Here is a 25819-nt window from a genome sequence, read left to right on the forward strand (position 1 = left end):
ATGAGCGCCCCCAGATGAGCGAGATGAACGAAGCGATCCCCGCGCCGGTCGACCCGTTGTCCAGCGGCTGGGACTACCCGTCCCCCCATCGATTGACGGTGAGCCCCCAACCGGCGGACATCGACGGCCTGAATCACACCAACAACGCGGTCTACGTGAAGTGGTGCGAGCAGGTGGCGTGGTCGCACTCGGTGGCGCTGGGCCTGGACATCGAGGACTACCGCCGCCTTGACCGCGCGATGGCGATCCGCCATGGCGGCTACGACTACCTGCTGCCTTCCTTCGAGGGTGAAGCGCTGGTGCTGGGCACCTGGCTGACGGCGGGTGACGGCAAGCTCGCGATGGAACGCCGCTTCCAGCTGCGCCGCGCGAGCGACGGCCAGACGCTGATGCGCGGCCGCTGGGAGCTGGTCTGCATCGACATCAGCGGCGGCCGCCCGAAGCGGATGCCGCCGGAGTTCATCGCGGCGTATCAGGCAGCGGTCGTCGCTACGGACTAGCCGAGGAACTCCTGCACCGCCTGCGCCAGCGCCTCGGGCTGGTCGTGATGCATCATGTGCGCCGCATGCTGGAGCGTGACGCGCCGCAGGTCCTTCACGACGCCGAGCCGGCTCTCGAAATCCTCACGCGGATAACGATCGCCCCACCATTGCGAAAGCTTGGTCTCGCTGCCCTCAACCCACAGCGTCGGCGCCTCGATGCGCGACCAGCAGGCGAGGGCCTCGGCCTTCTTGTAGAGCACCGGATTGGTCCGCTTATGCGCGGGGTCGCCGAGGATGTGCCAGCGCCCGTCGTCGCCCTGCTGCGACCATTGCGGCGCGAGCCACGCGGCCTTGTCGGCGGAGAGCCTCGGATTCGTCTTCATCAGCCGCTGCGCCACGCCTTCGACGCTGTCGTAGGTCTTGAGGCTCTGCGGCTCCTTGAGCTCATCGAGCCAGCTCGCGAGCCGCGTCGGCGCCATGTCGGGCGTCGTCTCCGGCAGCCCGAAGCCCTCGAGGTTCACGAGCTTGCGCAGCCGCTGCGGCCGCACGCCGGCATAGGTCATCGCGATGTTGCCGCCCATGCTGTGGCCGAGCAGGTCCACAGGCGCATCCGGACTGACGGCGTCGAGCAACGCATCGAGATCGCCGAGGTAGTCGGGGAACCAGTACGCGTCGCCGCCGTTGGCGTCGGTGAGCCCGAAGCCACGCCAGTCGATGGCGACGACGCTGCGGTCTTCGCGGAACGCATCGACCATGAACTGGAACGACGCGCCGACGTCCATCCAGCCGTGGACCATCACGAGCAGCGGCCGTTGCCCATCAGGCTCCGGACCCCAGCGCAGCACGTGATGGCGCAGACCGCGCAGCGTCAGGAACTCGCTGCGATGCGGACGGCGGACGGAGTACTCAGTGGCGGGCGTAAGACTCGTGTCGGTGCTCATGAAGGGCGACTGTAGTGCGCTGCGGGGGAGGGCGCTTTCGCCATGGAGACAGTGTTCATTGCTTGCATTCGCAATGCGGATCACTTGGGAAAGAGCTCGCCGCAGGTGATGTCCGGCACGAACGCCAGAAACCTGTCGCGATCAGTCTGGTGGGCGAAGAGCCACTCGTTGAAGCCGAAGTTGTAGGCGATCTTGGCAAGCCACTCCGTCCGCCAATTGCCCTCATGGCCGTGATCTCCGGTCTCGCGGCAGACTGGATACGAAGAGTAGCTCTGGTAGCAAGGGCCCGAGGCTGAACCGAATTGTTCCCAGCACCAGCGGTTGGCGAAGTCCATTTCCGGATACCTCACCTGAAGCACCACGCTGTACGGAAACTCTGCCAGGCGGCGTTGTCGTTCCTCGGTCTCCGCGTCACGCCCCGCCTGGGCGTCGACTTCGCCTTCGGGGTAGACCTCGTCGAGGAATTCTTCGAATGTGGAGAGCATGGGCCGGCAGTCTAGGACCGCACCGCAGCGTAGATGCTGGTGCTTCTCGCGACGCCTTCAGGCGTGACGCGATCGTTGCGCAAGACGCCTTCCAGCTGCATGCCGATCGCTTCGCAGACGGCTCGGCTTCCCGCGTTGGCTTCGTCGGGAAATGCCTCGACGCGTCGCGCGCCGAGCCGGTCGAACGCGTAGCGCTTCAACGCCGAAGCGGCTTCGCTCATGAGGCCTTGACGCTGGCGACTGGCGCGGCACCAGAAGCCGAGTTCGAACTTGGGCACGACCCAGTCGATCGAATGCAGGCTGAGACTGGCCACGAGCGAGTCCTGCGCATCGAACGCCAAGTACACCAGCGCCGAGCGCTTGATGAACGCGGCGGCGCTCTCCCTGCAGTACACCTCGGAGGCGTCGACCGAAGGCTCGAACATGGCCCAGGGCAAGGACGCGGGCCAGGCTCTCAACGCATCGAGCGTTTCCACGACGGCCTCGTGGACGCGTGCACCGTCGCCGGGCCTCGGTATGCGGAGCAGCAGCCGGTCGGTCCTCAGTTCGGATGCGACTTCGCGAAGGATGGGGTCGAGAGGCATGGGACTGTCGAAGCTGGCGAGAATGAACCCCGAATCTTCACCGAATCCGGAACGTCTCCATGACCGCCACGCCCGATCCCTACACCCTCCGCCCCGCGCGCCCCGACGACCTGACCGCGATCGTCGGCCTGATCGGCGAGCTCGCCGATTTCGAGAGCCTCTCCCACCTGATGGACGTGACGCCCGAGAAGCTGCTCCCGCATCTCTTCGGCGAGCGCCCCGTCTGCGAGGCCATGGTCGCCGAGCACGACAGCGGCGCGGTCGTCGCCTTCGCGCTGACCTTCACCAACTTCTCGACCTTCCTCGGCAAGCCCGGGATGTACCTCGAGGACCTGTACGTGCAGCCCGCGCATCGCGGCGCGGGCCTGGGCAAGCGCATGCTGACGCGCCTGGCGCAGATCGCGATCGAGCGCGACTACGGCCGCTTCGAATGGTGCGTGCTCGACTGGAACGAGGACGCCATCCGCTTCTACGAGAAGATGGGCGCCACCATCATGCCGGACTGGCGCTTGTGCCGTCTTGCCGGCGATGCGCTCGCGCGCTTCAAGAGCTGATCAGCTCAGGCCGATCGCCTCGACCATCACTTCAACCAGTCGTTCAGCAGCTCCGGCGGACGCGCGATCAACGCGCGGTCGCCCTGAACGACGATCGCCCGCTGCAGCAACTTCGGACGATCCGCAACCGCCTGCAGCAGCTGCGTGTCGCTCAGCGAGGCGTCCGCCAGGTTGAGCTCGCGATAGTCGTCCTCGTTGTCGCGCACCATCGCGCGCACCGGCGTGCCGAGCTGGCGGTGCAGCGTCTGCAGCTCGGACAGCGTCAGCGGCGTCTCCAGATACTCGACGACCTCGGGCTGAAGGCCGCGGAACTCCAGCAGCGCGAGCGCCTCGCGCGACTTGGAGCAACGGGGGTTGTGCAGGATCTTGAGGCTCATGCGGACGAGTGTAGGAGGCGCGATCCAGATATCGATATGCGGATCGCCCGCCGTTTGACCATGCACCTCTGGCGGGCATCGGGATCGTCCGCAGGCACCGACCTGGCGCTACGGGCTTTCCATGACGACCGCCCCGGACCCGGTCGCTAGCATCCACGCTCTTGTTCCAGTCCAGGATGGAGACACGATGACCGGCAAGACCGTCAAGGAAGCCGGCCCGGCCAACGGCATGACCGTGCCACCCGCGGCGACCCGCGCCGCCCCCGATGCCTACGCGCTGATCCACGGCGCCTTCCGATGGCAGGTGCCCGAACGCCTGGCCATCGCCGAGCTCTGCTGCGGCCGCTGGGCGCGCGAGACGCCCGACGCGCCCGCCGTGTACTTCGACAGCGACAGCGGCTGCCGCGCGCAGTACTCCTTCGGACAACTGCAGCGCGCCGCCAACCGGCTCTCCAATGCGCTCAAGCGCCTGGGCGTCGAAGCAGGCGACCGCGTCGCGCTCGTGCTGCCGCAGCGCTTCGAGACCGCCGTCGCGCACATCGCCATCAACCAGCTCGGCGCGGTCGCGATGCCGCTGTCGATGCTCTTCGGGCCCGATGCGCTCGAGTACCGGCTCAAGGACAGCGAAGCCACGGTGGCGATCGTCGAGGGCGGGGCGCTGGACGCGCTGCGCTCGGTGCGGGCCTCCTGTCCGTCGTTGCGCCACGTGCTGGTCGTCGGCGAGTCCGATGCCCGCGAGGGCGAAGCCGGCTGGATGGCCGCGCTGCAGGCCGAGGACGCGCGCTTCGCCGCCCGCGACAACGCGGCCGAGGACCCCGCGATCCTCATCTACACGAGCGGCACGACCGGCGCACCCAAGGGCGCCTTGCTGCCGCAGCGCGCGCTGCTGGGCAACCTCACCGGTTTCATCGCGAGCCAGAACTGGTTCGGCTTCGATCCCCACGATCCTTCCGTGCGCAGCGAGGCCGTGTTCTGGAGCCCCGCCGACTGGGCCTGGACCGGCGGCCTGATGGACGCGCTGCTGCCGTCGCTGTGCTTCGGCCGGCCCATCCTCGGCTACCAGGGCCGCTTCTCGCCGGAGAAGGCCTTCGAGTTGATGCAGCACTACCGCGTCAGCCACACCTTCCTGTTCCCGACCGCGCTGAAGGCGATGATGAAGGCCGTGCCGCATCCCGCCCAGCGCTACACGCTGCACCTGCAGGCCATCATGAGCGCGGGCGAGGCCGTCGGCGACGCGGTGTTCGACTGGGGCCAGCGCGAACTCGGCGTGACGATCAACGAGATGTTCGGGCAGACCGAGATCAACTATGTCGTCGGCAATTGCGCGCGGCTGTGGCCGGCCAAGCCCGGCAGCATGGGACGCGCCTATCCGGGCCACCGCGTCGCGGTCATCGACGACGAGGGTCAGGTCTGTCCTCCCGGGCAGATCGGCGAAGTGGCGGTGCATCGCCGCGACGCGCATGGTGCGCCGGATCCCATCTTCTTCCTCGGCTACTGGCGCAACGACGCGGCCACGGCCGCGAAGTTCTCCGGCGATCCGGCGGACAGCTGGTGTCGTACCGGCGACCTCGCGCGCACCGACGAGGACGGCTATCTCTGGTATCAGGGACGCTCCGACGACCAGTTCAAGGTCGCGGGTTATCGCATCGGACCGGGCGAGATCGAAAACTGCCTCGTGCGCCATGAGGCGGTCGCCAACGCCGCGGTCGTGCCCAAGCCCGATGCCGAGCGCGGCGCGCTGGTGAAGGCTTTCGTCGTGCTGGCGCCGGGTCGGACGCCTTCGGCCGCGTTGACCGCGGAGCTGCAGGACTTCGTCAAGCAGCGGCTCGCACCCTACGAGTACCCGAAGGAGATCGAGTTCCTCGACGCGCTGCCGATGACTACGACGGGGAAAGTGCAGCGGCGCGTGCTGCGTCAGCTGGAAGCGGACCGCGCATCGGGACCGGCTGTCTGATCCGTTGCCTGCCTAGGCCGCTGGCCCTCACCCCCGCCCTCTCCCGCAAGCGGGAGAGGGAGTAAAGCCAATCAGCTCGCGCGCGTGTTGCGCAGCTTCACGTAGAGCTTGGTGTTGGCACCCGGCTGCGGTTGCAGCAGCGCCGCATCGGGCCATTGCTCCTGGCCCGTCAGCACCGTGCAGGCGCGCGACGGCTTGTCCTTGGGCGTCTCGGGCTCGCGCTGCTGGGCCTCGGTGGGCAGGGGCAGGCGCAGGCGCTGGCCGCCCTCCGTCCAATCGAGATTCCACTGCGGCTGGTCGCTGCACACGATGACGCCGTCGATCTGCGGGAACATCCAGCGCACGTACCAGGGCAGCAGCTCGGTGCGCAGCCGCTGGCCGACGCCGACGATGCGGCGCACGGTGGCCATGTCCAGCATCTCCGGCGGCGTCGCGATGTCGATGCTGAGCCGCACGCCCAGTTCGCCCTTGGGCACGTTGGTGCCGAACTCCATGTCCTTCGCCTGCTTCTCGGGGAAGGTCGGCAGGTCGAAGCGGCCCTTGTCGTCGATGGGGATCGGGATGTAGTCGTCGTCGCTCATCAGCGCGAGCTTGGTACCGACCGGCGGCGGCTTGGCCATGTCCTTCGGGTCGGTCAGCACGAAGCGGCTCAAGAACAGGCCTTCGCCTTCGGTGCGCAGCTTCGACAGCAGCTCGTTGAGCCGCTTGTAGGGGAAGGAGGCGCCGCGCTTCATGTCGCTCTGGACAGTCGGCAGGGCGACCGCGTCTGAGGACGACGAGGCCGCAGCGGCCGGCACCGGCTCGGCAGCTGCAACCGGGTCGCACGCCGCCAAGGCGCCGATCATGGCCAATGCAAGCACGACGACTGGAACGCGGCGTGCCGCGGGGGTGAACTGCTGGGGCTTCACTTCGACTCTCTCCCTGTGTCGCAAGACTCTTGTCGCGAATGCGATCTGCGCTGAACGGTGCGCGGCCGGTATGCGTTGACGAGGCGTGTCCCGCGTCGGGGCTTCATCGGCCGCCAGAGCGCCCGCGCTCATCGCCGGCATTTGCCGCGCGCCTCGGCGAGCAGCCAGAACGGCACGCTCAGCAGGCCCGCGCCGGCGCCCGCGAACTCGCCTTTCAGGCAGTCGCCGCTGGCGCCTTTCATCATCTCGTTGCCGAGCTTCGTCGACGCGTCGACCCTGTCCGGCGCGAGGCTCGCGGTGTCCGCGCGCTCGGCGAGCAGCGGTTGTCCCTGCGTTCCCTGGCGGATCGCGCGCTGCGTCGCGGCGCCGTACATCAGGTCGCGGCCGGACGGTCCCGATGCGCCCGAAGCCGGCGCGGGCGCGGCGATGACGACCGTGGAGCGCGGCTCCTCCTCGTGGCGGTCGACCTCGGGCCGGGGCGCCTGCACGCGCGTGGAAGGAGGCGACGTCGATGCGCTCGCCTGCGTCGATACCCTGGGGTCAGGGCTTGCTCGACGATCCGGAGATCGCGCGACCGACGCCGCTTTCGGCGTCGTCTTCGGCAGCGGCGGCAACTGGATCGTCACCATGCGGATGGAGGAGCTGCGTTGCTCGCGGTGCGAGTCGGCCCGGTGCCAGGCCTGCTGCAGCCAGCCGATTAACACGACGTGCAACAGCAGGACCGCGCCGATGGCGATCGCGCGCGGGCCGAGGCGGCGCTTTGATCCGGGAGTGCCAGGCGGATGAAGCGGATCGCAAGCATCGAGGGAATCAAGCGCCGCCATCGGCTCCTCCGTCCTCGGGCTCATCGCCCGGTTCCCAGGCGAGCAGGTCGCCGGGCTGGCACTGCAGCACCGCGCAGATCCGCGACAGCGTGTCGAAGCGCACCCCGCGCACCTTGCCGGACTTGAGCAGCGAGAGGTTGGCCTCGGTGATACCGATGGCCTCGGCGAGCTCCTTCGAGCGCATCTTGCGCTGCGCGAGCATCACGTCGAGTCGGACGACGATGGGCATGGGCGGGGTTTCTGCGCCGGTCCGTTCAGACGAACTCGGCGTTCTCCTGCGCCATGCGCTGGGCTTCGCGCATCACCATGGCCATCGCGATCAGCACCAGGCCCAGCAGCAGCACGACGTAGTGCTGGCTGCCCAGGTGCACGGACAGCATCCGCTGACCGGGCGGATTGCCGAGCGTCAGCGCGAGGATGGTGACCGTGTCGGTCAGCGGCATGACGAGCGCCATCGCGGTCACCGACTGACCCAGGCGACGCAGGTGGCGCGTCGCGCCATCGGTGAAGACCTCGCCGCGCAGGTAGGCGCCGAAGAGGCGCCACAGGCACAGCAGCGCGAACAGCGTCAGCAGTGCCTGCGGCAGGTTGACGGCCAAGCCCCAGGCGCGCGAGACGGCGTCGAATTGCATGGGGCAGTCCAGGCACCAGTCCTTGCGCGCGGTGCGTTCCACCAGGCCGCGGTCGGCCCAGAAGATCGCGTGGAAACCCACCACCACCGCCATCGCGATCAACGCCATCGCACGCACGCAGTGGGCAATCCAGCGGATGCGCTGCAGGCTGGCAGGGAAGGAGGCGTCGCTCATGGTCTTACCGTCGGGTGGCAAGAAATTACTGTAAAACAATAATTTCATCGATGCAATGGCGAGGCGCGTAAAGGCGGGGGCGGGTGCCCGCGCGGCGATCGCCCGGGCATCACCCGCACACACGGCGACGATGCGCGGGCTCATGCACACTGGCCGGTTGCACGTCACGGAGAACAAGATGGAACGCATCACCCTCGGACAGTCCGACCTCTCGGTCAGCCGCATCGGCCTGGGCACGATGACCTTCGGCGAACAGGTGGACGAGGCCGGCAGCCAGGCGCTGCTCGATCGCGCGGTGGCCGCGGGGATCAACCTGCTCGACATCGCCGAGATGTACCCGGTGCCCGCGCGCGCCGACACCTTCGGCCGGACCGAGGAGATCATCGGCCGCTGGCTGAAGGCGCGACCCGGGATGCGGGAGCAGGTGGTCGTCGCGACCAAGGTCGCGGGGCCTTCGCGCGGCTATGACTGGATCCGCGACGGCAGCATGGACCTCACGGGGGCGCAGATATTGCAGGCCTGCGAGGACAGCCTGAAGCGGCTGCAGCTCGACACCATCGACCTGTTCCAGATCCATTGGCCGGCGCGGCATGTGCCGATGTTCGGCCGCGTCTATTTCGAGCCGGCGAAGGACAAGCCGGTCGCGTCCATGCATGAGCAGCTGGAAGCGCTCGGGCAGTTGCAGCGCGCGGGGAAGATCCGCCATGTCGGTCTTTCCAACGAGACGGCCTACGGCGTCGGCGAGTTCGTCCATCTGGCCGCGCAGCACGGCCTGCCGCGCATCGCCAGCGTGCAGAACCCGTACAGCCTGGTGAACCGGATCGTGGAGAACGGCCTCGACGAGGCGCTGTACCGGCATCAGGTCGGGCTGCTGGCGTACTCGCCGCTGGGGTTCGGCTCGTTGACGGGGAAGTACGACGCGCTGGGTTTGAGCGACCCCGCCAAGCCGGGTCGGCTCGCGATCTTCGAGAGCATGAAGAAGCAGCGCTGGGCCCGGCCCGAGACGCTGGCTGCGGCGCGCCGCTACAACGCGCTGGCGGCGGAGCTGGGGATGTCGCCGTCGACCCTGGCGATCGCATGGGTGCACTCGCGGTGGCAGACGGCCAGCACGCTGATCGGCGTCACCACCGCGGCGCAGTTGGACGAGAACATCGCCGCCATCGGGCGGACCCTAGACGCCGACCCGCTGGCGCGCATCGATCGAATCCGCTGGGAGATCCGCGACCCGGCGCAGTGAGCCTCCGTACTTCCGCCGCCGCTGGCCCTCACCCCCACCCTCTCCCGCAAGCGGGAGAGGGAGTCCGACCGGCCCCACTCGCAGCGCCCGCTTCTCTTGCTCCCTCTCCCGCTTGCGGGAGAGGGCAGGGGTGAGGGGCGCGCGCAGCGCGCGGGGTCTAGGCAGTCATCCCACCAGCAATTCGAACGTCCCGTCAGCAAGCCGCTGACCGTTGACCATCACTTCGATCGCATGCGTGCCCGCGTAGTGCGTGCGCGTCGTGAAGTTGCGCAGCGCGCGGCGGATGCGGATCGTCGTCGACGCGCCGGCCGCGAGTTCCACCGTCTTCAGCTTGAAGACCTTCGGCGACGCGCGGCCGTTCTTCTTCACGTAGTGCACGGCGTAGTCGACGACCAGACGCTGCGTCGTCTCCGCGGTCGATCGCAGTTCGAAGGCGATCTCGATTTCTCCGCCGATGGCCACGCGTGACGGCTCGATCGCGAGCCGCTCCACGACGGCCAGCGCGCCTTCGCTGGCGCCGATCAGCTTCAGCGCCCGCGCGTCGCCCTGCTTGATCCGCGAGCGCAGCGCATGCTTGACGATCCACGCGCTGCGCTCGTCCTCGAGGTCCCAATGGGCTACATGTGCGAACACCCAATCCGCATGGTCCTTGGTGATGTCGTTCAGGTTGTTGGCGACGGAGCGCCGCACGTAGAGGCTGTCGTCGGCGCGCAGCGCCTGCAGGATCTCCGCCAGCGGCGCCGGATCTGCGACCAGCGCGTCGAGCCGGAACGACCACGGCAGCCGCGGCCGGCAGCCCTCGCTGGCCAGGCGGCGGACGTGCTCGTCGCGGTCCGAGGCCCAGCGCGTCATCGTCTTCAGCGTGCCGGCCTGATCCTGGCGCAGGAAGGGGCGGATCGCGAATTCAGCGGTGCCGTGCGCGGTCATCCGCTTGAGCGCCTTCAGCGACGCCGCGGGATCGTTCAGCCCGTAGCTCGCGACGAAATCGCACAGCCCCATGTTCACGAATGCGCCGCCGGTGTTCGGCGCCGCGGCGACCACCGCATCGAGCTTCGCCGCGAAGCTGCCCGGCAACGCGGCATCGAGCGCCTCGGCCACGCGGTGCACGCGCTGCATGATCGACAGCGGCTCGAGCCCGTCGGTCGCCACGGCCATGAAACGCTTGCGCTGGAAGCCCGGCGCCGATTCGGCGAACACGGACGCCAACGACCGCAGCGCGGTCTCGCCGATCAGGTCCTTGAGGTTGTAGCTGGAGGTCGAGGCGGCGTCCGTCATGAGGGCTCGGTGAACTCGAAGTGCAGGGAGGGCGCCGGAGCGTAGCGCGGACCTTGCCATCGGTTGTCAGCAGGCGTTCCTCCGCGCTGCGGAAGGGCATCTCGTGCGACGCGCAGCAAGCTCGTACAAGCGGCGGGCGCGGCCAACGCGGAGAATCGCGCCATGAGCAAGAAATCCGCCCATGTCAGCGAGACGCTGGCGACGCAGATGCTGCGCCAGCACAAGGTCGTGTTCGGCGAGCACGTCTACGACTACGTCGATCACGGCGGCACCGGCGAGTCCTCCAAGCAGCTCGGCGTGCCCGAGCACGAGGTCGTCAAGACGCTGGTGATGCAGGACGAGAAGGCGCAGCCGCTGATCGTGTTGATGCACGGCGACTGCACCGTCAGCCTGAAGGAACTCGCCCGCCAGATCCCCTGCAAGAAGGTCGAGCCCTGCAAGCCCGACGTCGCGCAGCGCCATAGCGGCTACCTCGTCGGAGGCACCTCGCCGTTCGGGACGCGCAAGGCGATGCCGGTGTTCGTTGAATCCAGCGTGCTGGCGCTGCCCCGGATCCTGATCAACGGCGGGCGCCGCGGTTACCTGATCAGCCTCGAACCCCGGGTTTTGACGGAGCTGCTCGAGGCCCGTCCGGTCGAGTGCGCGCTGAAGTCCGGGGCAGAATAGCGCCCCATGCAAAGTGTCCTGTTCCCCTTGTTGGCCGCGTTGGCCGTGTTGGCCGGGTATCTGATCGGCTCCCTGTCCTTCGCGGTGATCGTCAGCCGGCTGATGGGCCTGTCCGATCCGCGCAGCTACGGCAGCGGCAACCCGGGGGCGACCAACGTGCTGCGCTCCGGCAACAAGGCCGCCGCCATCCTGACGCTGGTCTTCGACGCGCTCAAGGGTTACGTGCCCGTGCTGCTGGTGCTGAAGTTCGGCCCGGCGTACGGCCTGGAGGAGGGCACCGCCGCGCTGGTCGGCCTGGCCGCCTTCGTCGGCCACCTCTGGCCGGTCTTCTTCAAGTTCATCGGCGGCAAGGGCGTCGCCACCGCGGCCGGCGTGCTGCTCGCGATCAACCCGTGGCTGGGCCTGTCCGTGCTCGGCGTGTGGATCGTGATGGCGGTCGTCTTCCGCTACTCGTCGCTGGCGTCGCTGGCCGCCGCCGTCGCCGCGCCGCTGCTGCAGATGCTGATCTGGGACGTCGGTCCCGAGCTGCCGGCCATCGCGCTGATGAGCCTGCTGCTGATCTGGCGCCACGCGCCCAACATCAAGAAGCTGATGGCGGGCACCGAGAGCAAGCTGGGCCAGAAGTCGGCCCCGGTCCCTCACGTGCCTGTCGCCAAGTCCCATCGCCACGAACAGTCGCGGGCGCACAAGTCTTCCCACAAACCCAAGCACCCCAGCAAATGAGCAACATCGAACGCTTCGACGTCGGCGCGCGTCTCTCCGAGATGGCCATCCACAACGGCGTGGTCTACCTGGCCGGCCAGGTGCCGGAAGACGCCACCGCCGACGTCAAGGGCCAGACCGAACAGGTGCTGGCGATGATCGACAAGCTGCTGGCCCGCGCCGGCAGCGACAAGACGAAGATCCTGCGCGCGCAGCTCTACATCGCCGACGTCAAGGACCTGGCCGGCATGAACGCCGCCTGGGACGCCTGGGTGCCGGCCGGCCACACGCCGCCGCGCGCGACGGTCGAGGCCAAGCTGGCGAAGCCGGAGTGGAAGATCGAGATCGTGATCACCGCGGCGGTCTGAGCCTCGTCGAGGCCACGGGCCTCTTCATGAAAAACGCCGGCATCGCCGGCGTTTTTCATTCCTCCTCGGCTTCCTGGAGCTCCAGGCCCAGGCAGGCCGGATCGCCGCAGCCGCGCCGCACCAGGACCGGCGGCTCTGCCGTCAGGTCCACGACCGTGGTCGGCTTCATCGGGCAGGCGCCCGCGTCGATGATCAGCTGGATCAGCTTGTCGTAGCGGGCGGTGATCTCTTCGGGGTCGTTGATCGGCTCGTGCTCGCCGGGCGGGATCAGCGTCGTGGCCAGCAGCGGTCCGCCGATCAGCGCGAGCAGGTCCTGCGTGACGCGGTGGTCCGGCACGCGCAGGCCGATGGTGCGGCGCGACGGGTGCGACAGGCGCCGCGGCACTTCCTTGGTCGCCTCCAGGATGAAGGTGAACGGACCCGGCGTGGCGGTCTTGATCATCCGGTACTGCTTGTTGTCGACGCGGGCGTAGCTGCCGAGCTCGCTGAGGTCGCGGCACAGCAGGGTCATGTGGTGCTTGTCGTCGACGCCGCGGATGCGGCGCAGCGCCTCGGCGGCGGCCTTGTCGTCGAGCTGGCAGACCAGCGCGTAGCTGGAGTCGGTCGGGATCGCGCCGATGCCGCCCTGGCTCAGGATCTGCGCCGCCTGGCGCAGGAAGCGGGCCTGCGGGTTGTCGGGGTGGACTTCGAAGATCTGGGCCATGGTCCTCACCTGGGGCAATCGGCATGCGAGCCGATCATGGAGCCGGTCTGCGCCGGCGGATGGTCCGGTGATCCCCGCCGCGACGCCCGTTGATCCCGAAGCGATCCGCGGAGATCCGCAGCAGACGGAGGGTCAGGCCGGCCAGTGGATGCGATGCTCCAGCGCGTCCCACACCGGTTTCAGCCGGCCGGAGAGATGCTGGTCGAGTTTGCCGACGTCCACGCGGCTTTCCTCCGGACTGTGGAAGTCCGAGCCGCGGGAGGCGAGCAGGTCGAATTCAAGCGCCGTGTCGGTGTACTGGATCATGTCCGCCGCGGTGTGGCTGCCGGTGACGACCTCGATGCCGCGTCCGCCGTGCGCGATGAACTCGGTGATCAGCGCGTACTCCTCGGTCGGCGTGAAGCCGTAGCGGCCCGGGTGCGCGATGACGGCCACCCCGCCGGCATCGACGATCCAGCCGACCGCGTCGCGCAGCGCCGCCCAGCGGTGCGGCACGTAGCCGGGCTTGCCCTCGGTGAGGTAGCGGCGGAAGACCTCGGGCACGTCCGAGCACTGGCCGGTCTCCACCAGGAAGCGCGCGAAATGGGTGCGGGAGATCAGCTCCGGATTGCCGGCGAACTTGAGCGCGCCCTCATAGGCGCCGTGGATGCCCGCCTTGGCGAGGTCATCGGACATCTCCCTGGCCCGTCCGCCGCGACCGCCGCGCGTGGCGCGCAGGCCGGCGTCGATGCGCGGGTCTTCATGGTCGAAACCCAGGCCCACGATGTGCACGACCTTGCCGGCGAAGGTCACGGAGATCTCGACGCCTGTCAGGTAGGGCAGCCCCGCCGCTTTCGCGGCCGCCATCGCGCGCTGCTGGCCGCCGACCTCGTCGTGGTCCGTCAGCGCCCAGAGCTCGACGCCGTTGGCCTTGGCGCGCGCGGCCAGGGCCTCGGGCTGCAGGGTGCCGTCGGAGATGGTCGAGTGGCAGTGGAGGTCCGCGTTCGTCTGCGCGTGCAACGCCGCATGGCGCACGCTCGGCCCGGACGCGGCGGCGGAAGCCGGCGGCGCGTCGGTGGGGGCGGAGGATTCCGGCAGGACCGGTCGAACGGGGGGAGGGGTGTTCACCCCGCCGATTCTAGGAGCGGCGCCATGTCCGTGGCGCTGGCACTGGTTCGGCGGCGGTCGACGAAGTAGCGGCTCGGTCCCGTGCCGCACTTGGCGACGTGCTTGGGCTCGGCCAGCGCGGCGGACAGCGCACGCACGCTGTCGAAGGCGCCGGGTTGCACCTGGATCACGCCGGCGCTCAGCGTCGGCAGCGGATTGAAGGATTCCTGGTTCTGGCGGTTCAGCGTCACGTAGCCGCCCAGCGCCTGATGCTCCGCCGAGAAGAACGGGCGGATCTGGCGGTCGAACTCGCGGCAGACGCGGGTGACGCGGGCGGTCCAGTCGGGCGAGCCCAGCACCATCACGAAGTCGTCGCCGCCGATGTGGCCGACGAAGTCCAGCGCCGGGTCGGCGGCGTCCTGCAGGATCTGCGCGCAGAGCTTGATGATGTCGTCGCCCGCGGCGTAGCCGTAGACGTCGTTGAAGGGCTTGAAGTGGTCGATGTCCCAGGCGACGACGACGAACTCGCGCGCCTCGTGCAGCAGCGCGTCCAGGTGCTGGTCGGTCGGCACGTTGCCTGGCATCAGCGTCAGCGGGTTGGCGTAACGCGCGCTGTGGACCTGCAGGTCGGAGACGGCCTTCAGCAGGTCGGTGCTGCGGCCGGTGCCGAAGTACTCGCCGTTGCGGGTGACGATGAAGCCGTCGACCATCAGCCGGTCGTCCAGGCTGGAGATCGCGTCGCTCATCTCGCGCAGCGAGGTGCCCGCGTCGAAGATCAGCGGCTGCGGATCCATCAGCGCGGTGCAGGAGCGCTTCTCGTGGATGTCCATGAAGTAGCGCTCGGCGCTGCGCTTGAGCACCTGCAGCGAGCGCAGGATGCCGATGGGGCGGTTCGATTCGTCCAGCACCGGCATGGAGAACAGCTGCTCGTCGCGCTGGAACATGTCGGCGACGGTCTGGCAGTTGAGCTTGGGCGTGACGGTGTGGCTGCGGCGGGCCAGTTGCGCGGCGGTGGTGATCGCGTCGGGCGGCAGGCGCATCCAGTCGGCGTTGCGGCGGCGGTGCTCGGGCGCGAGCAGCGCGTCCACCTCGGCGCGCAGCGCGGCGCGCGGGGCGGCGCTCGGACGCGCGAGCAGGTAGCCCTGGCAGACCGGCACGCCGAGACGGCGCAGCACGGTGAGATCGCTGAACTGTTCGAGGCCTTCGGCGACGACGGTGCAGCCGGAGGTGGCCGCCATCTCGAGGATGGAGCGCACGAACTGCTGCTTGAGCGGATCCTGCGCGATGCCGTCGATGAAGTGCCGGTCGATCTTGACGAAGTCGGGCCGGATGTCCATCCAGCGCTTCAGGCTCGCGAAGCCCTCGCCCAGGTCGTCCAGCGCGACGACGAAGCCCAGCTCGCGCAGGCTGCGCATGCTGTCCTGCAAGCGCTCGGGCTCGAGGATGGGTCGGGTCTCGGTGAGCTCGATGACCACGCGCGACGCGGGCAGGTCGAGCTGCGCGAACTCGCGGGCGATCAGCGCGCCGCGGTCGCTGGTGGCGAGCAGCGTGTCGGCGGTGAGGTTGAGGAAGAGCTGGCCGGGGAGATTGAGTTCCTTGAAGCGGCGCAGCGCACGGCGTACGACGATGCGTTCCAGCTCCACGAGCCGGCCCAGCCGCGCGGCGGTCTCGAACAGCACCAGCGGCGAATGCAGCGGCGTGTCCGCCGGCCCGCGCGTGAGCGCCTCGTAGCCCAGGATGTTCGCGCGTTCGACCTCGACAAGGGGCTGGAAGTGGATGTCCAGCGCGCCGTCTCGAATGATGGCGGACAGGGCGATGCTGAGCGGGTCGGGCGGTTGCAGGTGGGTGGTCGGCATTGGAGGACACCACGGCGGACGGAGCGCCGCGTGGTGTCCCCATTCTGGGTGGCCTCTATGTCATAGCTTTGACAAACTGTTACAGCAGGGGTCAGGTGTGAAGTCTGGCGCGGTCTTGCCGAACACCGATGTCTGGTTCGCTCTGCGGGCGACGGATCAATTTCGATCTCGAATCCGTCAAACAAAGAGATCGTTGACGCGACGAAGGCGAAGCGGAGGGCCGCTTTTGAATTTCGCCACGGGCAAGTGGATTTCAAATCGGAGACCGGTCCCAGAGCTACCAGGACGGTAAGAATGGATGTTGTCTCCGAATACAGTGAAGCGCCGCCTGCCGAAGCCGGACGCGTGAAGATCTCCGGTCCGATCTATGCGTTGGATCGCGTGCAGAGACTCGCGGAAGATCCGGAGAGGATCCTGATGTGGACGCTGAAGAGCCAGCGTGATATCGAGGTGCTCTTTGAAAGCGACACCGAAGAATTGGCTCGCGTTGTCCGAACCTTGGCGCCGCAGCATTACCTGAACTCTGAGTGGTGCACGGACGGGCGGAATCGGATCGCCGCTTGCGACGCCTACTGCCTGGATCGCAGGGAGACGACTGCGGCAGGATCGACGATTCAGGTCCAGTACTTTCTGAAGTTCGCCATAGACGTTGAAGGCATGCTGCTCCTGTTGGTGTCATGTCATCTGTCGAATTGAAAGGATGACCATGGAGGCTCTGAAAACCTGCCCCTTCTGCGGCAAGGAGGCTGTTCAACAACGGTCCGAAATGCGGGAGACGGAATACAAGGGACATCGAGCACAACTGCCATTGCACTACCTGGTGTGCGAAGCATGTGGCGCCGATTTCGGTTCTGCCCACGAGGCGAAGTTGACTCGCCGCGCAACCCTCGCATGGCGCAAGCAGATCGATGGACTGCTTCCTGGTTGCGACATTGCCGCGCTGAGAAAGCGCTATGGCCTGACGCAGGCTCAGGCTGCCACGCTGTTTGGCGGTGGGTCCGTCGCCTTCAGCAAGTATGAGAACGATGAGGTCATGCAGTCCGAGGCCATGGACGCGTTGCTCAGGCTCGTCGCCGATGACGCCCGAGCGTTTGAGACGCTCGTTCACGAGAAGGGAATGGGAGGTGAGATTCGTGGCCAGGGTGATGAACCTGCCATCCGGCAAGCCGCCCATCACAGCGAACGCAAGGCGACGGATCAGACAGCGCTTTACGAACCCAGGCAATTCCGTTTGACCGAAGAGGACCGCGCGCTAAAAGGGAAGAAGCCCTGAAGTGACGGCCGGCCGCTTTCGCGGCCGCCCCCATCCTTACGGCTTCTGCTTGCTGAAATCCCGCTCCGGGAACAGGCGCGTGGTCAGCGCGCCCAGGCTTTCGTGGACGACGTCGACGTTGGTCTCGTCGATGACCAGCTTGGCGATCTGCGGGCTCATCGCCTTGCGCAGCAGGCCCAGGAAGCGCGGCGCGGCGACGACGCGCAGCTGCGTCACTTCGCCGTTGTTGTAGCCGTCGTCCAGCGTCTTGGCCACGCGCGAGGCGAAGCTGATCGCCTCCTGGTGCGACGCGTCGACGCTGGCCGACGAGGTCACGCTGTTGCCGCGCCGGCCTTCGGCATCGCGGCGCAGGTCCGAATTGTTCGCATGGGCGGCGGCATCGGTCAGCGTCGTGACGTCCTCCAGGTCGCCGCCTTCCTCGGGCAGCTTCAGCAGGCGCGCCACGCCCTCGTCGGCCACCAGCACCCAGAGCTTCCCGTCATCCTTGTATGCAGTCATCCGGCTTCCTTCAGCAGAGTTGTCGTTGAAGGAAGGGTGGCAATCGCCGTACCTCGCGCGGGTCGCTCGGGTCGCTCGGGTCACGCGAGGCATTGCGCCGCTCGGCAGCGGTGCCCGACGTCGGGCGCAGAGCAGGGAACATGGCTTGCCCGCCGGTACATTGCACCGGCTCCCCGACATGAGACCGCCATGGACACCGACCACTCCTCCGCCGCCGTCAGCCTCCACATCGTCTGCCCGTCCTGCGGCGCGAAGAACCGCGTGCCGCGCGAGCGCCTGAGCGAGTCGCCTGACTGCGGCCGCTGCAGCACGCCGCTGATGCGGGCCGAGGCGCTGGACCTCACGCCGGAGGTGTTCGACAAGTTCGTCGCCGGCACGGAGCTGCCGGTCGTCGTCGATTGCTGGGCGGAGTGGTGCGGCCCCTGCCGGATGATGACGCCGCAGTTCGAGAAGGCCGCGGCGATGCTGCCCGAGGTCCGCTTCGTCAAGCTCGACACCGAGGCCGCGCCGCAGCAGAGCGCGCGCTACGGCATCCGCAGCATTCCCACGATGCTGCTGTTCCTCGACGGGCAGGAGATCGCCCGCGAGTCCGGCGCGATGCCGGCAGCGGCGATCGTGGAGTGGGTGCGCAAGCAGTTGCTCGGCTGAGCGCGCCGGCCGAGCTATTCGGCCATCGCCTCCACGACCATCTGCACGCGCTGCTGCCCCTGGAATTCATCCAGGCTCAGGCGGTAGGCCAGCGTGACCTGCTCAGGCAACTGCTCGGTGTGGCCGAACCAGATGGCGTCGCGGATCCAGGCACCCTGGCGCAGGCGCAGCTTCAGGTGGCGCTCGCCGACGATGCGCTGGTTCACGACCTGCACACGGTCGCAGAACAGCGGCGCCTCGAAGGCCTGGCCCCAGACCTGGGCTTCCAGCTCCTGGACCGTTTCGGCGCAGAAGGCTTCCGGCGGCAAGGGGCCGTCGGTGCGCAGCGTGCGGGTGAGCGAGGCCTCGTCCAGCCATTCCCGCGCGACGTCCTCGAAGGCGGTGCGGAAGGCGTCGACGCCGCCCGGCCCCAGCGTGCATCCCGCCGCCATCGCGTGGCCGCCGAATTTCTTCAGGAGTTCCGGATGGCGCTTGGAGACCAGGTCCAGCGCATCGCGCAGGTGGAAGCCGGGGATCGAGCGGCCCGAGCCCTTGAGCTGCCCGTCCGCGCCCTCGGCGAAGACGAAGACCGGGCGGTGCAGCCGGTCCTTGATCCGCGAGGCCACGATGCCGACGACGCCTTCGTGGAAATCGGCGTCGAACAGCGCGAGCGCGGGCGGCGGCGCGCCGTTCAGGCGCGGGTCCGTCATCAGGCGTTCGAGCAGCGCGAGCGCCTGCTCCTGCATGCCGGCTTCGATCTCGCGACGCTCGCGGTTGATGCGGTCGAGCTCGCGCGCCAGGGCCAGCGCCTGCTCGCTGTCGTCCGTCGTCAGGCAGGTGATGCCCAGCGTCATGTCGTCCAGGCGGCCGGCGGCGTTGATGCGCGGACCGAGCGCGAAGCCGAGGTCGAAACTGTTGGCGCGCGACGAGTCGCGGCTCGCCGCGGTGAAGAGCGCCTGCACGCCCGGCTGCATGCGGCCGGCGCGCATCCGGCGCAGGCCTTGCGCCACCAGGCGACGGTTGTTGGCGTCGAGCCGCACCACGTCGGCGACGGTGCCCAGCGCGACGAGGTCGAGCAGGCCGTCGAGGCGCGGCGGCACGCCATCACCCGGGGCGCCGAAGGCGCCGCGGCGGCGCAGTTCCCCGCGCAGCACCGTCAGCACGTAGAACGCGACGCCGACACCGGCCAGGCTCTTGCCGGGGAAGGGGCAGCCGGGCTGGTTGGGATTCACCAGCGCATCGGCGTCGGGCACCGTCGGCTGACCGTCGGCGGTGACCGCGGGAAGGTGATGGTCGGTGACGAGGACCTTCAGTCCGAGTGCGCGCGCGAAGGCCACGCCGGCATGGCTGGCGATGCCGTTGTCCACGGTCACGAGCAGCTTCGGCTCATGCTTCATCGCCAGCTCGACGATCGTCGGCGTCAGGCCGTAGCCGTGCACCGCGCGGTCGGGCACGACGTAGCTGACCGTGCCCGGCTGCGCGCCGAGCAGCGCCAGGCCGCGCAGCATCACCGCGCAGGCGGTGGCGCCGTCGCAGTCGTAGTCCGCCACGATGCAGATGCGATCGCCCGCGGTGATCGCGTCGGCCAGCAGCACCGCAGCCTTGTCGATGCCGAGCATCCCCAGCGGGCCTTCGGGCGGGAGCAGGTGCTTCAGGTCCGGATCTAGCTCGTCGCGCGACAGCACGCCCCGCGCCGCGAAGAGCCGCGACAGCAGCGGCGAGAAGCCCGCCTCCTGCAGCGCGTGGGCGGAGTCCGGCGGGACGTCGCGGGTCAGGATGCGGGGACTGCTCACAGGTTCTCCAGGGCGGTGGCGACGACGGCGCTGGGGGCCGCGAATCGTTCCTTCAATCGCTGCCAGCCGCCGGCAGGCTGGCGTCTCCAGGTGCGCGCGAGACGCTCGCCGCTCAGCGTGAGCGAGACGGGCGCGTTCGCGCGCGCGGCGTCCAGCGCCTGCGCGATCGGGCCCTGGTCCAGCGCCTTCCAGCTCTCGCTCCAGCGGTAGAGGTCGCCGGTCAGCATCGGTGCGCGCAAGCGGTCATCGACGATGAGGTCGGCGGGCAGCGCATGACCCCGCTCCCGTGCGCCGCCGCCTATCCAGACGGCGTTCAGCGGGCGCAGCCTGCGTTCCTCGCGCGCCTGGTTGAGCGGGTGATCGTGCAGCAGCATCTGGGCCTCGTTGAGCAGCGTGCGCAGCCGGCGCGCGCGCGGGTACCAGGTCTCGACACCGCGATTGAGCACGCGATCCGCGCTGGCGGCTTCGAGGCCGTCGAGCGCGTCGTGCGCGACCGCCCACTCGCCGGTGGACAGCCACGCGGTCCGCCAGCCTTCGGCGGCGGGGAACAGCGCGGTCGACAGCGCGTCGAGGAAGGCGCGGGATTCGGCTTCATCCAGATCCAGCGTCTCGGGGCCGAGCGCGGTGACGCCCTCGGTGCCGATGGCGAAGTGGGCGGGCGTCAGCAGCGCCCAGGCGGCGTCGGCGGGATCCTGCCCGGCGGCGCGCACGCGCCAGGCGGCGATCGGGGGATGCGGGTCGGCAACGCCGCGCAGGCGCGCCAGGAATTGTTCGTGGGGAGGGAGCGGGGAGGTCTCGTCGGCATCGCCGACGTCCTCCACCGGGGCCAGCAACCCGAGCAGGCGGCTCAGGTCGGGCAGCTCCAGCTCGCGCAGGGCGCCCTCGAAATGAGGGTCCAGCGAGCTGGCAAAGGGGATCATCAGATGCATGGCGGGGGATTATCGGGGGTCCGGTCATCAAGCTTTCATCCGGCGTCGGCAACCTGTGGGGCCATGCTGACCGACACCTTCATGGCCGCCGCGCTTTCGAACGAACCGCCCGTGGCCGGGGCGGCGGAACCCGACGAGGGCGGTTCGATCCGTGTGCGGACGGTGTGGATCTCCGATCTGCACCTGGGCACGCCGGGCTGTCAGGCGAGGGCGCTCCTCGAGTTCCTGCGGGAAGTCGAGTGCGAGCAGCTCTTCCTCGTCGGCGACATCGTCGACGGCTGGCAGCTGCGGCGCAGCTGGTACTGGCCGCAGGAGCACAACGACGTCGTCCAGAAGCTGCTGCGCAAGGCGCGCAAGGGCACCCGCGTGATCTACGTGCCGGGCAACCACGACGAATTCGCGCGCAAGTACCTGCAGCACAGCTTCGGGGGCATCGAGGTCGCGCACGAGTGGATCCACGAGACCGCCGACGGCCGCAAGTTCTGGGTCACGCACGGCGACCTCTTCGACGGCGTCATCCAGCATGCCAAGTGGCTGGCCCACCTCGGCGACACGCTGTATGAGTTCACGCTGAAGCTGAACCGCCACCTCAACTCGCTGCGCGCGCGCCTGGGCCTGCCGTACTGGAGCCTGAGCAAGTACCTGAAGCTCAAGGTCAAGCGCGCCGTGTCGTTCATCGGCGAGTTCGAGCAGGCGCTGGCCCGGGAGGCCCGCAAGCGCGGCGTGCAGGGCGTCGTCTGCGGCCACATCCACCACGCGGAGCTGCGCGACATCGACGGCATCACCTACGCCAACGACGGCGACTGGGTCGAGAGCCTCACCGCGCTGGTCGAGCATCCGGACGGCCACCTCGAGATCCTGGACTGGGCCGAGCGCCAGCGCCAGATCGCGGCTCAGGGGACGGCCGATGCGCTGGCCGCCGCGATGCGCCAGCCGGCCTGATCGACCAGATCGACCAGATCGATCAAAGCGGTAGTCGGGAAACCGGGAAATCGGAACCCGGAAACCGGGCGAGACCCGCCCGAAAGAGGGTCATTGGGCTGTCACACCAGCTTCATAGAATGGGTTCATGACTCTGCCTGACGTCCCGCTGCTCAACCGCGAAAACGCGATCCTCGAGTTCAACCGGCGCGTCCTGGCCCAGGCCCAGCGCGTCGACGTGCCGCTGCTGGAGCGGCTGCGCTACATCTGCATCGTGTCCAGCAACCTCGACGAGTTCTTCGAGGTGCGTTTCGCCGACATGCTGGACGTGCAGCGCGACGGCAGCGGGCTGGTGACGCCGCGCGACGTCGAGCGGGTCGGCCGCGCCGCCCACGACCTGATCGACGAGCAGTACGCGATCTTCAACGACCAGGTCATGCCCGCGCTGCGCGAGCACAACATCCAGATCCTGAACCACGCCGACCGCACCGACGAGATCCGCGCGTGGGTCGCCAAGTTCTTCGAGCGCGAGGTGCGTCCGCTGCTGGTCCCCGTGGGCCTGGACCCGGCGCATCCGTTCCCGCAGGTCGGCAACAAGTCGCTGCACTTCATTGCCCGGCTGTCGGGCAAGGACGCGCTCGGCCGCGACAACCGCATCGCCATCGTCAAGGTGCCGCGCGTGCTGCCGCGCGTGATCAAGGTGCCGTCGGTCATCAGCGGCGGCAAGCAGAGCTTCGTGCTGCTGACCAGCGTCATCCGCGCCCACCTGGAAGAGCTGTTCCCGGGGCGGCATGTCGAGGCCTTCTCGCAGTTCCGCGTCACGCGCGACTCGGACCTCGAAGTCGACGAGGAGGAGATCGCCAACCTGCGCCACGCGCTGCGCTCCGGCCTGACGACCCGCCACTTCGGACGCGCGGTGCGGCTGGAGGTGGTCAACACCTGCCCCGAGGAGCTCTCGCGTTTCCTGCTCCAGCAGTTCGATCTGCCGGAGGCGGCGCTGTATCGCGTCAACGGGCCGGTGAACCTCGTGCGCCTGAACGAGCTGATCGACCAGACCGACGCCGACGACCTGCGCTTCCAGCCCTATGAGCCGAGCTGGCCCAAGGGCCGGCTGCCGCGCGGCAAGTCCATCTTCGACAAGCTGCGGACCAAGGGCGACGTGATGCTGCATCACCCGTTCGAGAGCTTCGATCCGGTGGTGCAGCTGCTGCGCGAGGCGGTCGAGGATCCGGACGTGCTCGCGATCAAGCAGACGATCTACCGCACCGGCAGCCAGTCGGTACTGGCGGACCTGCTGATCGAGGCGGCGCGCCGCGGCAAGGAAGTGCTGGCGGTGGTCGAGCTCAAGGCGCGTTTCGACGAGGAGGCCAACATCAACTGGGCGGAGCGGCTGGAGGCTGTCGGCGCGCAGGTGGTGTACGGCATCGTCGGCCTGAAGACACATGCGAAGCTGATGCTGATCACGCGCCGCGAGGGCGGGAAGCTGCGTCGCTACGGGCATCTGTCCACGGGCAACTACAACCCCAAGACGGCGCGCTTCTACACCGACCTCGGGTATCTGACGGCCGACGCCGAGATCACGGCTGACATGGACCTGGTGTTCAGCCAGCTGGCGTCGCTGTCGAAGTTCAAGGCGCCGAAGAAGCTGCTGCTCGCGCCGTTCAACCTGCACCGCACGATGTGCGAGCTGCTGACGCAGGTCGAGGAGGCGGCCAGTCGCGGCGAGACCGCGCGCGTGGTGCTGAAGATCAATGCGTTGACCGATGCCGAGCTGATCAACGGCCTGATCCGCGCGGGCAAGGCTGGCGCGAAGATCGACCTGATCGTGCGCGGTGCCTGCATGCTGCCGCCGGGGTTGCCGGGCGAGACGGACAACATCCTGGTGCGCTCGGTGGTCGGTCGATTCCTCGAGCACTCGCGGATCTTCTATTTCCGCTGGGGCAAGGACGAGCAGGAGGCGCTGTATCTGTCGAGCGCTGACTGGATGGCGCGCAACATGCTCAGACGCATTGAAGTGGCGTGGCCGATCACCGACGCGAAGCTGCGTCAGCGCGTGATCGACGAGGGCCTGACGCCCTATCTGTACGACAGCCTGGACGCGTGGCAACTGGGCCCGGACGGCACCTCGCAGCGCATCGGCACGGAAGACGACCCGAACAGCGTCTGCGCACAGCAGGCCCTGATGCGGCTCTACCGCGAAGACCTCTGACCTGACCTCACCTGACCTGACCCTCGACAACGTCCTCGTTGCCGGTGGACGGGCATGGCCCGAGCTGGCGACGAAGTCGAGCTTCAAGAAAACTGACTTGGGCGCCGTCTGTCCGAGAGCAGCGAACCGAAGGTGAGCGAATCGAGTTGGCGCCCGCTCGACGCCCGGCGCCGGCTCGGGCCATGCCTGTCGCGCCCGGTCTTCAGGCCTCCAGCGCCAGCTGCACCTTCCCGACCTTCGCCCAGGCGTCCAGCTCCTCCCGGAGCAGGAAGTGCGCCCGCGGGTGGGTATCGGCCCAGCCCTTGCGCATCTCGATGGTGACGTCCATGCCTTCGCGTCGGATCTTGATGTCGGCCGCGTCGACGTTCGTGCGTGCGTGGCATTTGATGGCTGCGAGCCGTAGCGCGAGCAGCTGCCAGACCATGGGTTCTTCCTGCAGCTGTTCTTCCAGCTTGCGCAGCCCGCCGCGCTGACCGAGCGCGAGGTCGCCGAGGCGGCGCAGCTGGTTCTGCGAGAAGCCCGGCGCATCGACATGCGACAGCAGGTAGGCGCTGTGGCGATGGTGGTCGTGATGGGAGACCATCATGCCGATCTCATGCAGGGCCGCGGCCCACCCGAGTTCGCGGCGATGTTCTTCCTCGGCCTTGGGCGACAGCTGCGCGTGCAGGCGCTGCGCCAGCGACTGCACGCGGCCGGCCTGGTCGCGATCGACGGCGAAGCGGTGCTGGAGCTCGATGACGGACTGTTCGCGCATGTCGCGGCCGGCGGCGAGCAGGCTCGGGTCCAGGCGCTCCGCGAGGTCGAAGATCACCCCTTGGCGCAGGGCGCCCTTGGCGGGGTAGAGGCGCTCGATGTCGAAGTGCGTGAGCAGCGTGTAGAGGATGCACAGGCCGCCGCCGACGACGGCGCGGCGATCTTCCTTCAGGCCGGGGAGCTTGAGTGCGTCGACGCGGCCCGCGACCAGGCACTGCTCGATGCACCAGCGCAGGCCGTCGAGGGTGATGGAGCCATCCGGGCTCACGCCGCTGGCGGCCAGGATCTGCGAGACCGCGCCCACGGTGCCGGACGAGCCCAGCGCCTGCTTCCAGCGCGGTTGGGCCGACTGGCGGGAGAACTCGGTGATGGCTTCCTCGAGCTCGGCGCCCGCGGCGACCTGCGCGGCGCGGAAGGCTTCGGCCGTGAAGCGGCCGTCGGGGAAGAAGCGCATCGACAGGCTGACGCTGCCGATCTGGAAGGATTCGGCGCTGACCGGCTGCGGACCGCGGCCGAGGATCATCTCGGTGGAGCGGCCGCCGATGTCGATCACCAGGCGCGGGTCCTCGGCCGTCTGCAGCCGGGCCACGCCGGCGTAGATGAGGCGGGCCTCCTCGCGGCCGGAGATCACTTCGATCGGATGGCCCAGCACCTCCTGCGCCCGCGCCAGGAAGGCGTTGCGGTTGCGCGCCTCGCGCAGCGTCTGCGTGGCGACCGCGCGCACCTGGCGGCCGGGCAGTCCCGACAGACGTTCCGCGAAGCGGCGCAGGCAGGCGAGGCCGCGCTCGGTGGCCTCTTCGGTCAGCATGCTCATCGCATCCAGGCCGGCGCCCAGGCGCACCGTTTCCTTCAGGTAATCCAGGCGGCGGTACTGCCCGTGATGCAACTGGGCGAGTTCCAGACGGAAGCTGTTGGAGCCCATGTCGATGGCGGCCAGGATCAGGGGAACTTGCGCTTGCGTCATGGGTCGCGATTGTCGCGGTGTTTGGTGTCCCTTCCGGGAACGAA

At 68.5% G+C, this 25819-nt stretch carries 28 protein-coding genes; 12 read left to right on the forward strand and 16 right to left on the reverse strand.

Annotated elements, in window-relative coordinates; genetic code table 11:
• Positions 1-23: 23 nt before the first annotated feature.
• Complete coding sequence (locus tag ABE85_RS26325) at positions 24-500, forward strand: thioesterase family protein (protein WP_067284027.1); 477 nt, start codon at positions 24-26, stop codon at positions 498-500.
• Here the strand turns inward: ABE85_RS26325 and ABE85_RS26330 are convergent.
• The 3 genes from ABE85_RS26330 to ABE85_RS26340 form a co-directional block, all read right to left on the reverse strand.
• Positions 497-1423: an alpha/beta fold hydrolase gene (locus ABE85_RS26330; RefSeq protein WP_067283847.1), complete on the reverse strand. Its 927-nt coding sequence runs from the start codon at positions 1421-1423 to the stop codon at positions 497-499. The genes ABE85_RS26325 and ABE85_RS26330 overlap by 4 nt on opposite strands.
• 80 nt (positions 1424-1503) lie before the next feature.
• Entirely contained in the window at positions 1504-1908 is a 405-nt protein-coding gene (locus ABE85_RS26335) for a hypothetical protein (RefSeq protein ID WP_067283849.1), read from the reverse strand.
• Between the two features lie 11 nt (positions 1909-1919).
• Positions 1920-2492, reverse strand: coding sequence for a GNAT family N-acetyltransferase (locus ABE85_RS26340; protein ID WP_067283851.1), 573 nt, complete (start codon positions 2490-2492; stop codon positions 1920-1922).
• Positions 2493-2551: 59 nt separating this feature from the next.
• Between ABE85_RS26340 and ABE85_RS26345 the strand changes: the two genes are divergently transcribed.
• Entirely contained in the window at positions 2552-3046 is a 495-nt protein-coding gene (locus ABE85_RS26345) for a GNAT family N-acetyltransferase (RefSeq protein ID WP_067283853.1), read from the forward strand.
• A gap of 26 nt (positions 3047-3072) precedes the next feature.
• Here the strand turns inward: ABE85_RS26345 and arsC are convergent, their stop codons facing one another.
• Positions 3073-3423 carry an arsenate reductase (glutaredoxin) gene (arsC, locus tag ABE85_RS26350; RefSeq protein WP_067283855.1) on the reverse strand — a complete coding sequence of 117 codons (351 nt, stop codon included), beginning with the start codon at positions 3421-3423 and terminating at the stop codon, positions 3073-3075.
• 229 nt (positions 3424-3652) lie between these two features.
• On the opposite strand from arsC, the gene ABE85_RS26355 reads away from it, so the two are divergent.
• Positions 3653-5377 carry an acyl-CoA synthetase gene (locus tag ABE85_RS26355; protein WP_067284029.1) on the forward strand — a complete coding sequence of 575 codons (1725 nt, stop codon included), beginning with the start codon at positions 3653-3655 and terminating at the stop codon, positions 5375-5377.
• Positions 5378-5448: 71 nt separating this feature from the next.
• Here the strand turns inward: ABE85_RS26355 and ABE85_RS26360 are convergent, their stop codons facing one another.
• From ABE85_RS26360 to ABE85_RS26375, 4 genes are all read right to left on the reverse strand, one after another.
• A complete protein-coding gene (locus tag ABE85_RS26360; RefSeq protein ID WP_067283857.1) occupies positions 5449-6222 on the reverse strand; it encodes a hypothetical protein in 774 nt (257 codons plus the stop codon).
• Positions 6223-6413: 191 nt separating this feature from the next.
• On the reverse strand, positions 6414-7109 hold the full coding sequence (locus tag ABE85_RS26365) for a hypothetical protein (RefSeq protein WP_067283859.1): 696 nt from the start codon (positions 7107-7109) through the stop codon (positions 6414-6416).
• Positions 7096-7338: a helix-turn-helix transcriptional regulator gene (locus ABE85_RS26370; protein ID WP_067283861.1), complete on the reverse strand. Its 243-nt coding sequence runs from the start codon at positions 7336-7338 to the stop codon at positions 7096-7098. Before ABE85_RS26370 ends, ABE85_RS26365 begins: the two co-directional genes overlap by 14 nt.
• A 25-nt stretch (positions 7339-7363) precedes the next feature.
• Positions 7364-7915, reverse strand: coding sequence for a DUF2975 domain-containing protein (locus tag ABE85_RS26375; RefSeq protein ID WP_067283863.1), 552 nt, complete (start codon positions 7913-7915; stop codon positions 7364-7366).
• Between the two features lie 178 nt (positions 7916-8093).
• On the opposite strand from ABE85_RS26375, the gene ABE85_RS26380 reads away from it, so the two are divergent.
• On the forward strand, positions 8094-9152 hold the full coding sequence (locus ABE85_RS26380) for an aldo/keto reductase (protein ID WP_067284031.1): 1059 nt from the start codon (positions 8094-8096) through the stop codon (positions 9150-9152).
• Positions 9153-9317: 165 nt separating this feature from the next.
• Here the strand turns inward: ABE85_RS26380 and ABE85_RS26385 are convergent, their stop codons facing one another.
• Positions 9318-10427: a DNA alkylation repair protein gene (locus tag ABE85_RS26385; protein WP_067283866.1), complete on the reverse strand. Its 1110-nt coding sequence runs from the start codon at positions 10425-10427 to the stop codon at positions 9318-9320.
• Positions 10428-10589: 162 nt separating this feature from the next.
• On the opposite strand from ABE85_RS26385, the gene ABE85_RS26390 reads away from it, so the two are divergent.
• The 3 genes from ABE85_RS26390 to ABE85_RS26400 are packed head-to-tail and all read left to right on the forward strand — an operon-like array spanning position 10590 to position 12163.
• Positions 10590-11093, forward strand: a complete 504-nt coding sequence (locus ABE85_RS26390; RefSeq protein WP_067283868.1) for an aminoacyl-tRNA deacylase — start codon at positions 10590-10592, stop codon at positions 11091-11093.
• Positions 11094-11099: 6 nt separating this feature from the next.
• The gene (plsY, locus tag ABE85_RS26395) at positions 11100-11816 is read left to right on the forward strand and encodes a glycerol-3-phosphate 1-O-acyltransferase PlsY (RefSeq protein ID WP_197507422.1); all 717 of its coding nucleotides are present in this window, start codon (positions 11100-11102) and stop codon (positions 11814-11816) included.
• Positions 11813-12163, forward strand: coding sequence for a RidA family protein (locus tag ABE85_RS26400; RefSeq protein ID WP_067283870.1), 351 nt, complete (start codon positions 11813-11815; stop codon positions 12161-12163). The genes plsY and ABE85_RS26400 overlap by 4 nt, the downstream gene beginning before the upstream one ends.
• A 55-nt stretch (positions 12164-12218) precedes the next feature.
• Here ABE85_RS26400 and ABE85_RS26405 read toward each other — a convergent pair whose 3' ends face one another.
• From ABE85_RS26405 to ABE85_RS26415, 3 genes are all read right to left on the reverse strand, one after another.
• On the reverse strand, positions 12219-12866 hold the full coding sequence (locus ABE85_RS26405) for an L-threonylcarbamoyladenylate synthase (protein ID WP_067283872.1): 648 nt from the start codon (positions 12864-12866) through the stop codon (positions 12219-12221).
• 132 nt (positions 12867-12998) lie between these two features.
• Positions 12999-13865, reverse strand: a complete 867-nt coding sequence (locus ABE85_RS26410; protein ID WP_067283874.1) for a 3',5'-nucleoside bisphosphate phosphatase — start codon at positions 13863-13865, stop codon at positions 12999-13001.
• Positions 13866-13969: 104 nt separating this feature from the next.
• Positions 13970-15808: a bifunctional diguanylate cyclase/phosphodiesterase gene (locus ABE85_RS26415; protein ID WP_067283876.1), complete on the reverse strand. Its 1839-nt coding sequence runs from the start codon at positions 15806-15808 to the stop codon at positions 13970-13972.
• Between the two features lie 294 nt (positions 15809-16102).
• Between ABE85_RS26415 and ABE85_RS27220 the strand changes: the two genes are divergently transcribed.
• Both ABE85_RS27220 and ABE85_RS26425 read left to right on the forward strand, forming a co-directional pair.
• On the forward strand, positions 16103-16504 hold the full coding sequence (locus tag ABE85_RS27220) for a hypothetical protein (RefSeq protein ID WP_082939129.1): 402 nt from the start codon (positions 16103-16105) through the stop codon (positions 16502-16504).
• Positions 16505-16514: 10 nt separating this feature from the next.
• Positions 16515-17081, forward strand: coding sequence for a type II toxin-antitoxin system MqsA family antitoxin (locus ABE85_RS26425; RefSeq protein ID WP_197507423.1), 567 nt, complete (start codon positions 16515-16517; stop codon positions 17079-17081).
• A gap of 36 nt (positions 17082-17117) precedes the next feature.
• Here ABE85_RS26425 and ABE85_RS26430 read toward each other — a convergent pair whose 3' ends face one another.
• A complete protein-coding gene (locus ABE85_RS26430) occupies positions 17118-17579 on the reverse strand; it encodes a host attachment protein (protein WP_067283879.1) in 462 nt (153 codons plus the stop codon).
• A gap of 189 nt (positions 17580-17768) precedes the next feature.
• Here ABE85_RS26430 and trxC point away from each other — a divergent pair, with 189 nt between their 5' ends.
• Complete coding sequence (gene trxC, locus ABE85_RS26435) at positions 17769-18227, forward strand: thioredoxin TrxC (RefSeq protein ID WP_067283880.1); 459 nt, start codon at positions 17769-17771, stop codon at positions 18225-18227.
• A 14-nt stretch (positions 18228-18241) separates the two neighbouring features.
• On the opposite strand, the gene recJ is transcribed toward trxC, so the two are convergent.
• Both recJ and ABE85_RS26445 read right to left on the reverse strand, forming a co-directional pair.
• Complete coding sequence (gene recJ / locus ABE85_RS26440) at positions 18242-19999, reverse strand: single-stranded-DNA-specific exonuclease RecJ (RefSeq protein ID WP_067283882.1); 1758 nt, start codon at positions 19997-19999, stop codon at positions 18242-18244.
• Positions 19996-20928, reverse strand: coding sequence for a hypothetical protein (locus tag ABE85_RS26445; protein WP_067283884.1), 933 nt, complete (start codon positions 20926-20928; stop codon positions 19996-19998). The genes recJ and ABE85_RS26445 overlap by 4 nt, the downstream gene beginning before the upstream one ends.
• Here ABE85_RS26445 and ABE85_RS26450 point away from each other — a divergent pair.
• Together ABE85_RS26450 and ppk1 are read left to right on the forward strand one after the other, a co-directional pair.
• On the forward strand, positions 20923-21870 hold the full coding sequence (locus ABE85_RS26450; protein WP_197507424.1) for a UDP-2,3-diacylglucosamine diphosphatase: 948 nt from the start codon (positions 20923-20925) through the stop codon (positions 21868-21870). The genes ABE85_RS26445 and ABE85_RS26450 overlap by 6 nt on opposite strands.
• Positions 21871-21997: 127 nt before the next feature.
• Positions 21998-24058: a polyphosphate kinase 1 gene (gene ppk1 / locus ABE85_RS26455; RefSeq protein WP_067283885.1), complete on the forward strand. Its 2061-nt coding sequence runs from the start codon at positions 21998-22000 to the stop codon at positions 24056-24058.
• Positions 24059-24260: 202 nt separating this feature from the next.
• On the opposite strand, the gene ABE85_RS26460 is transcribed toward ppk1, so the two are convergent.
• Positions 24261-25775, reverse strand: a complete 1515-nt coding sequence (locus ABE85_RS26460; protein ID WP_067283887.1) for a Ppx/GppA phosphatase family protein — start codon at positions 25773-25775, stop codon at positions 24261-24263.
• Positions 25776-25819 lie beyond the last annotated feature (44 nt).

It is taken from the genome of Mitsuaria sp. 7, assembly GCF_001653795.1.
Taxonomy (GTDB): Bacteria; Pseudomonadota; Gammaproteobacteria; order Burkholderiales; family Burkholderiaceae_C; genus Roseateles.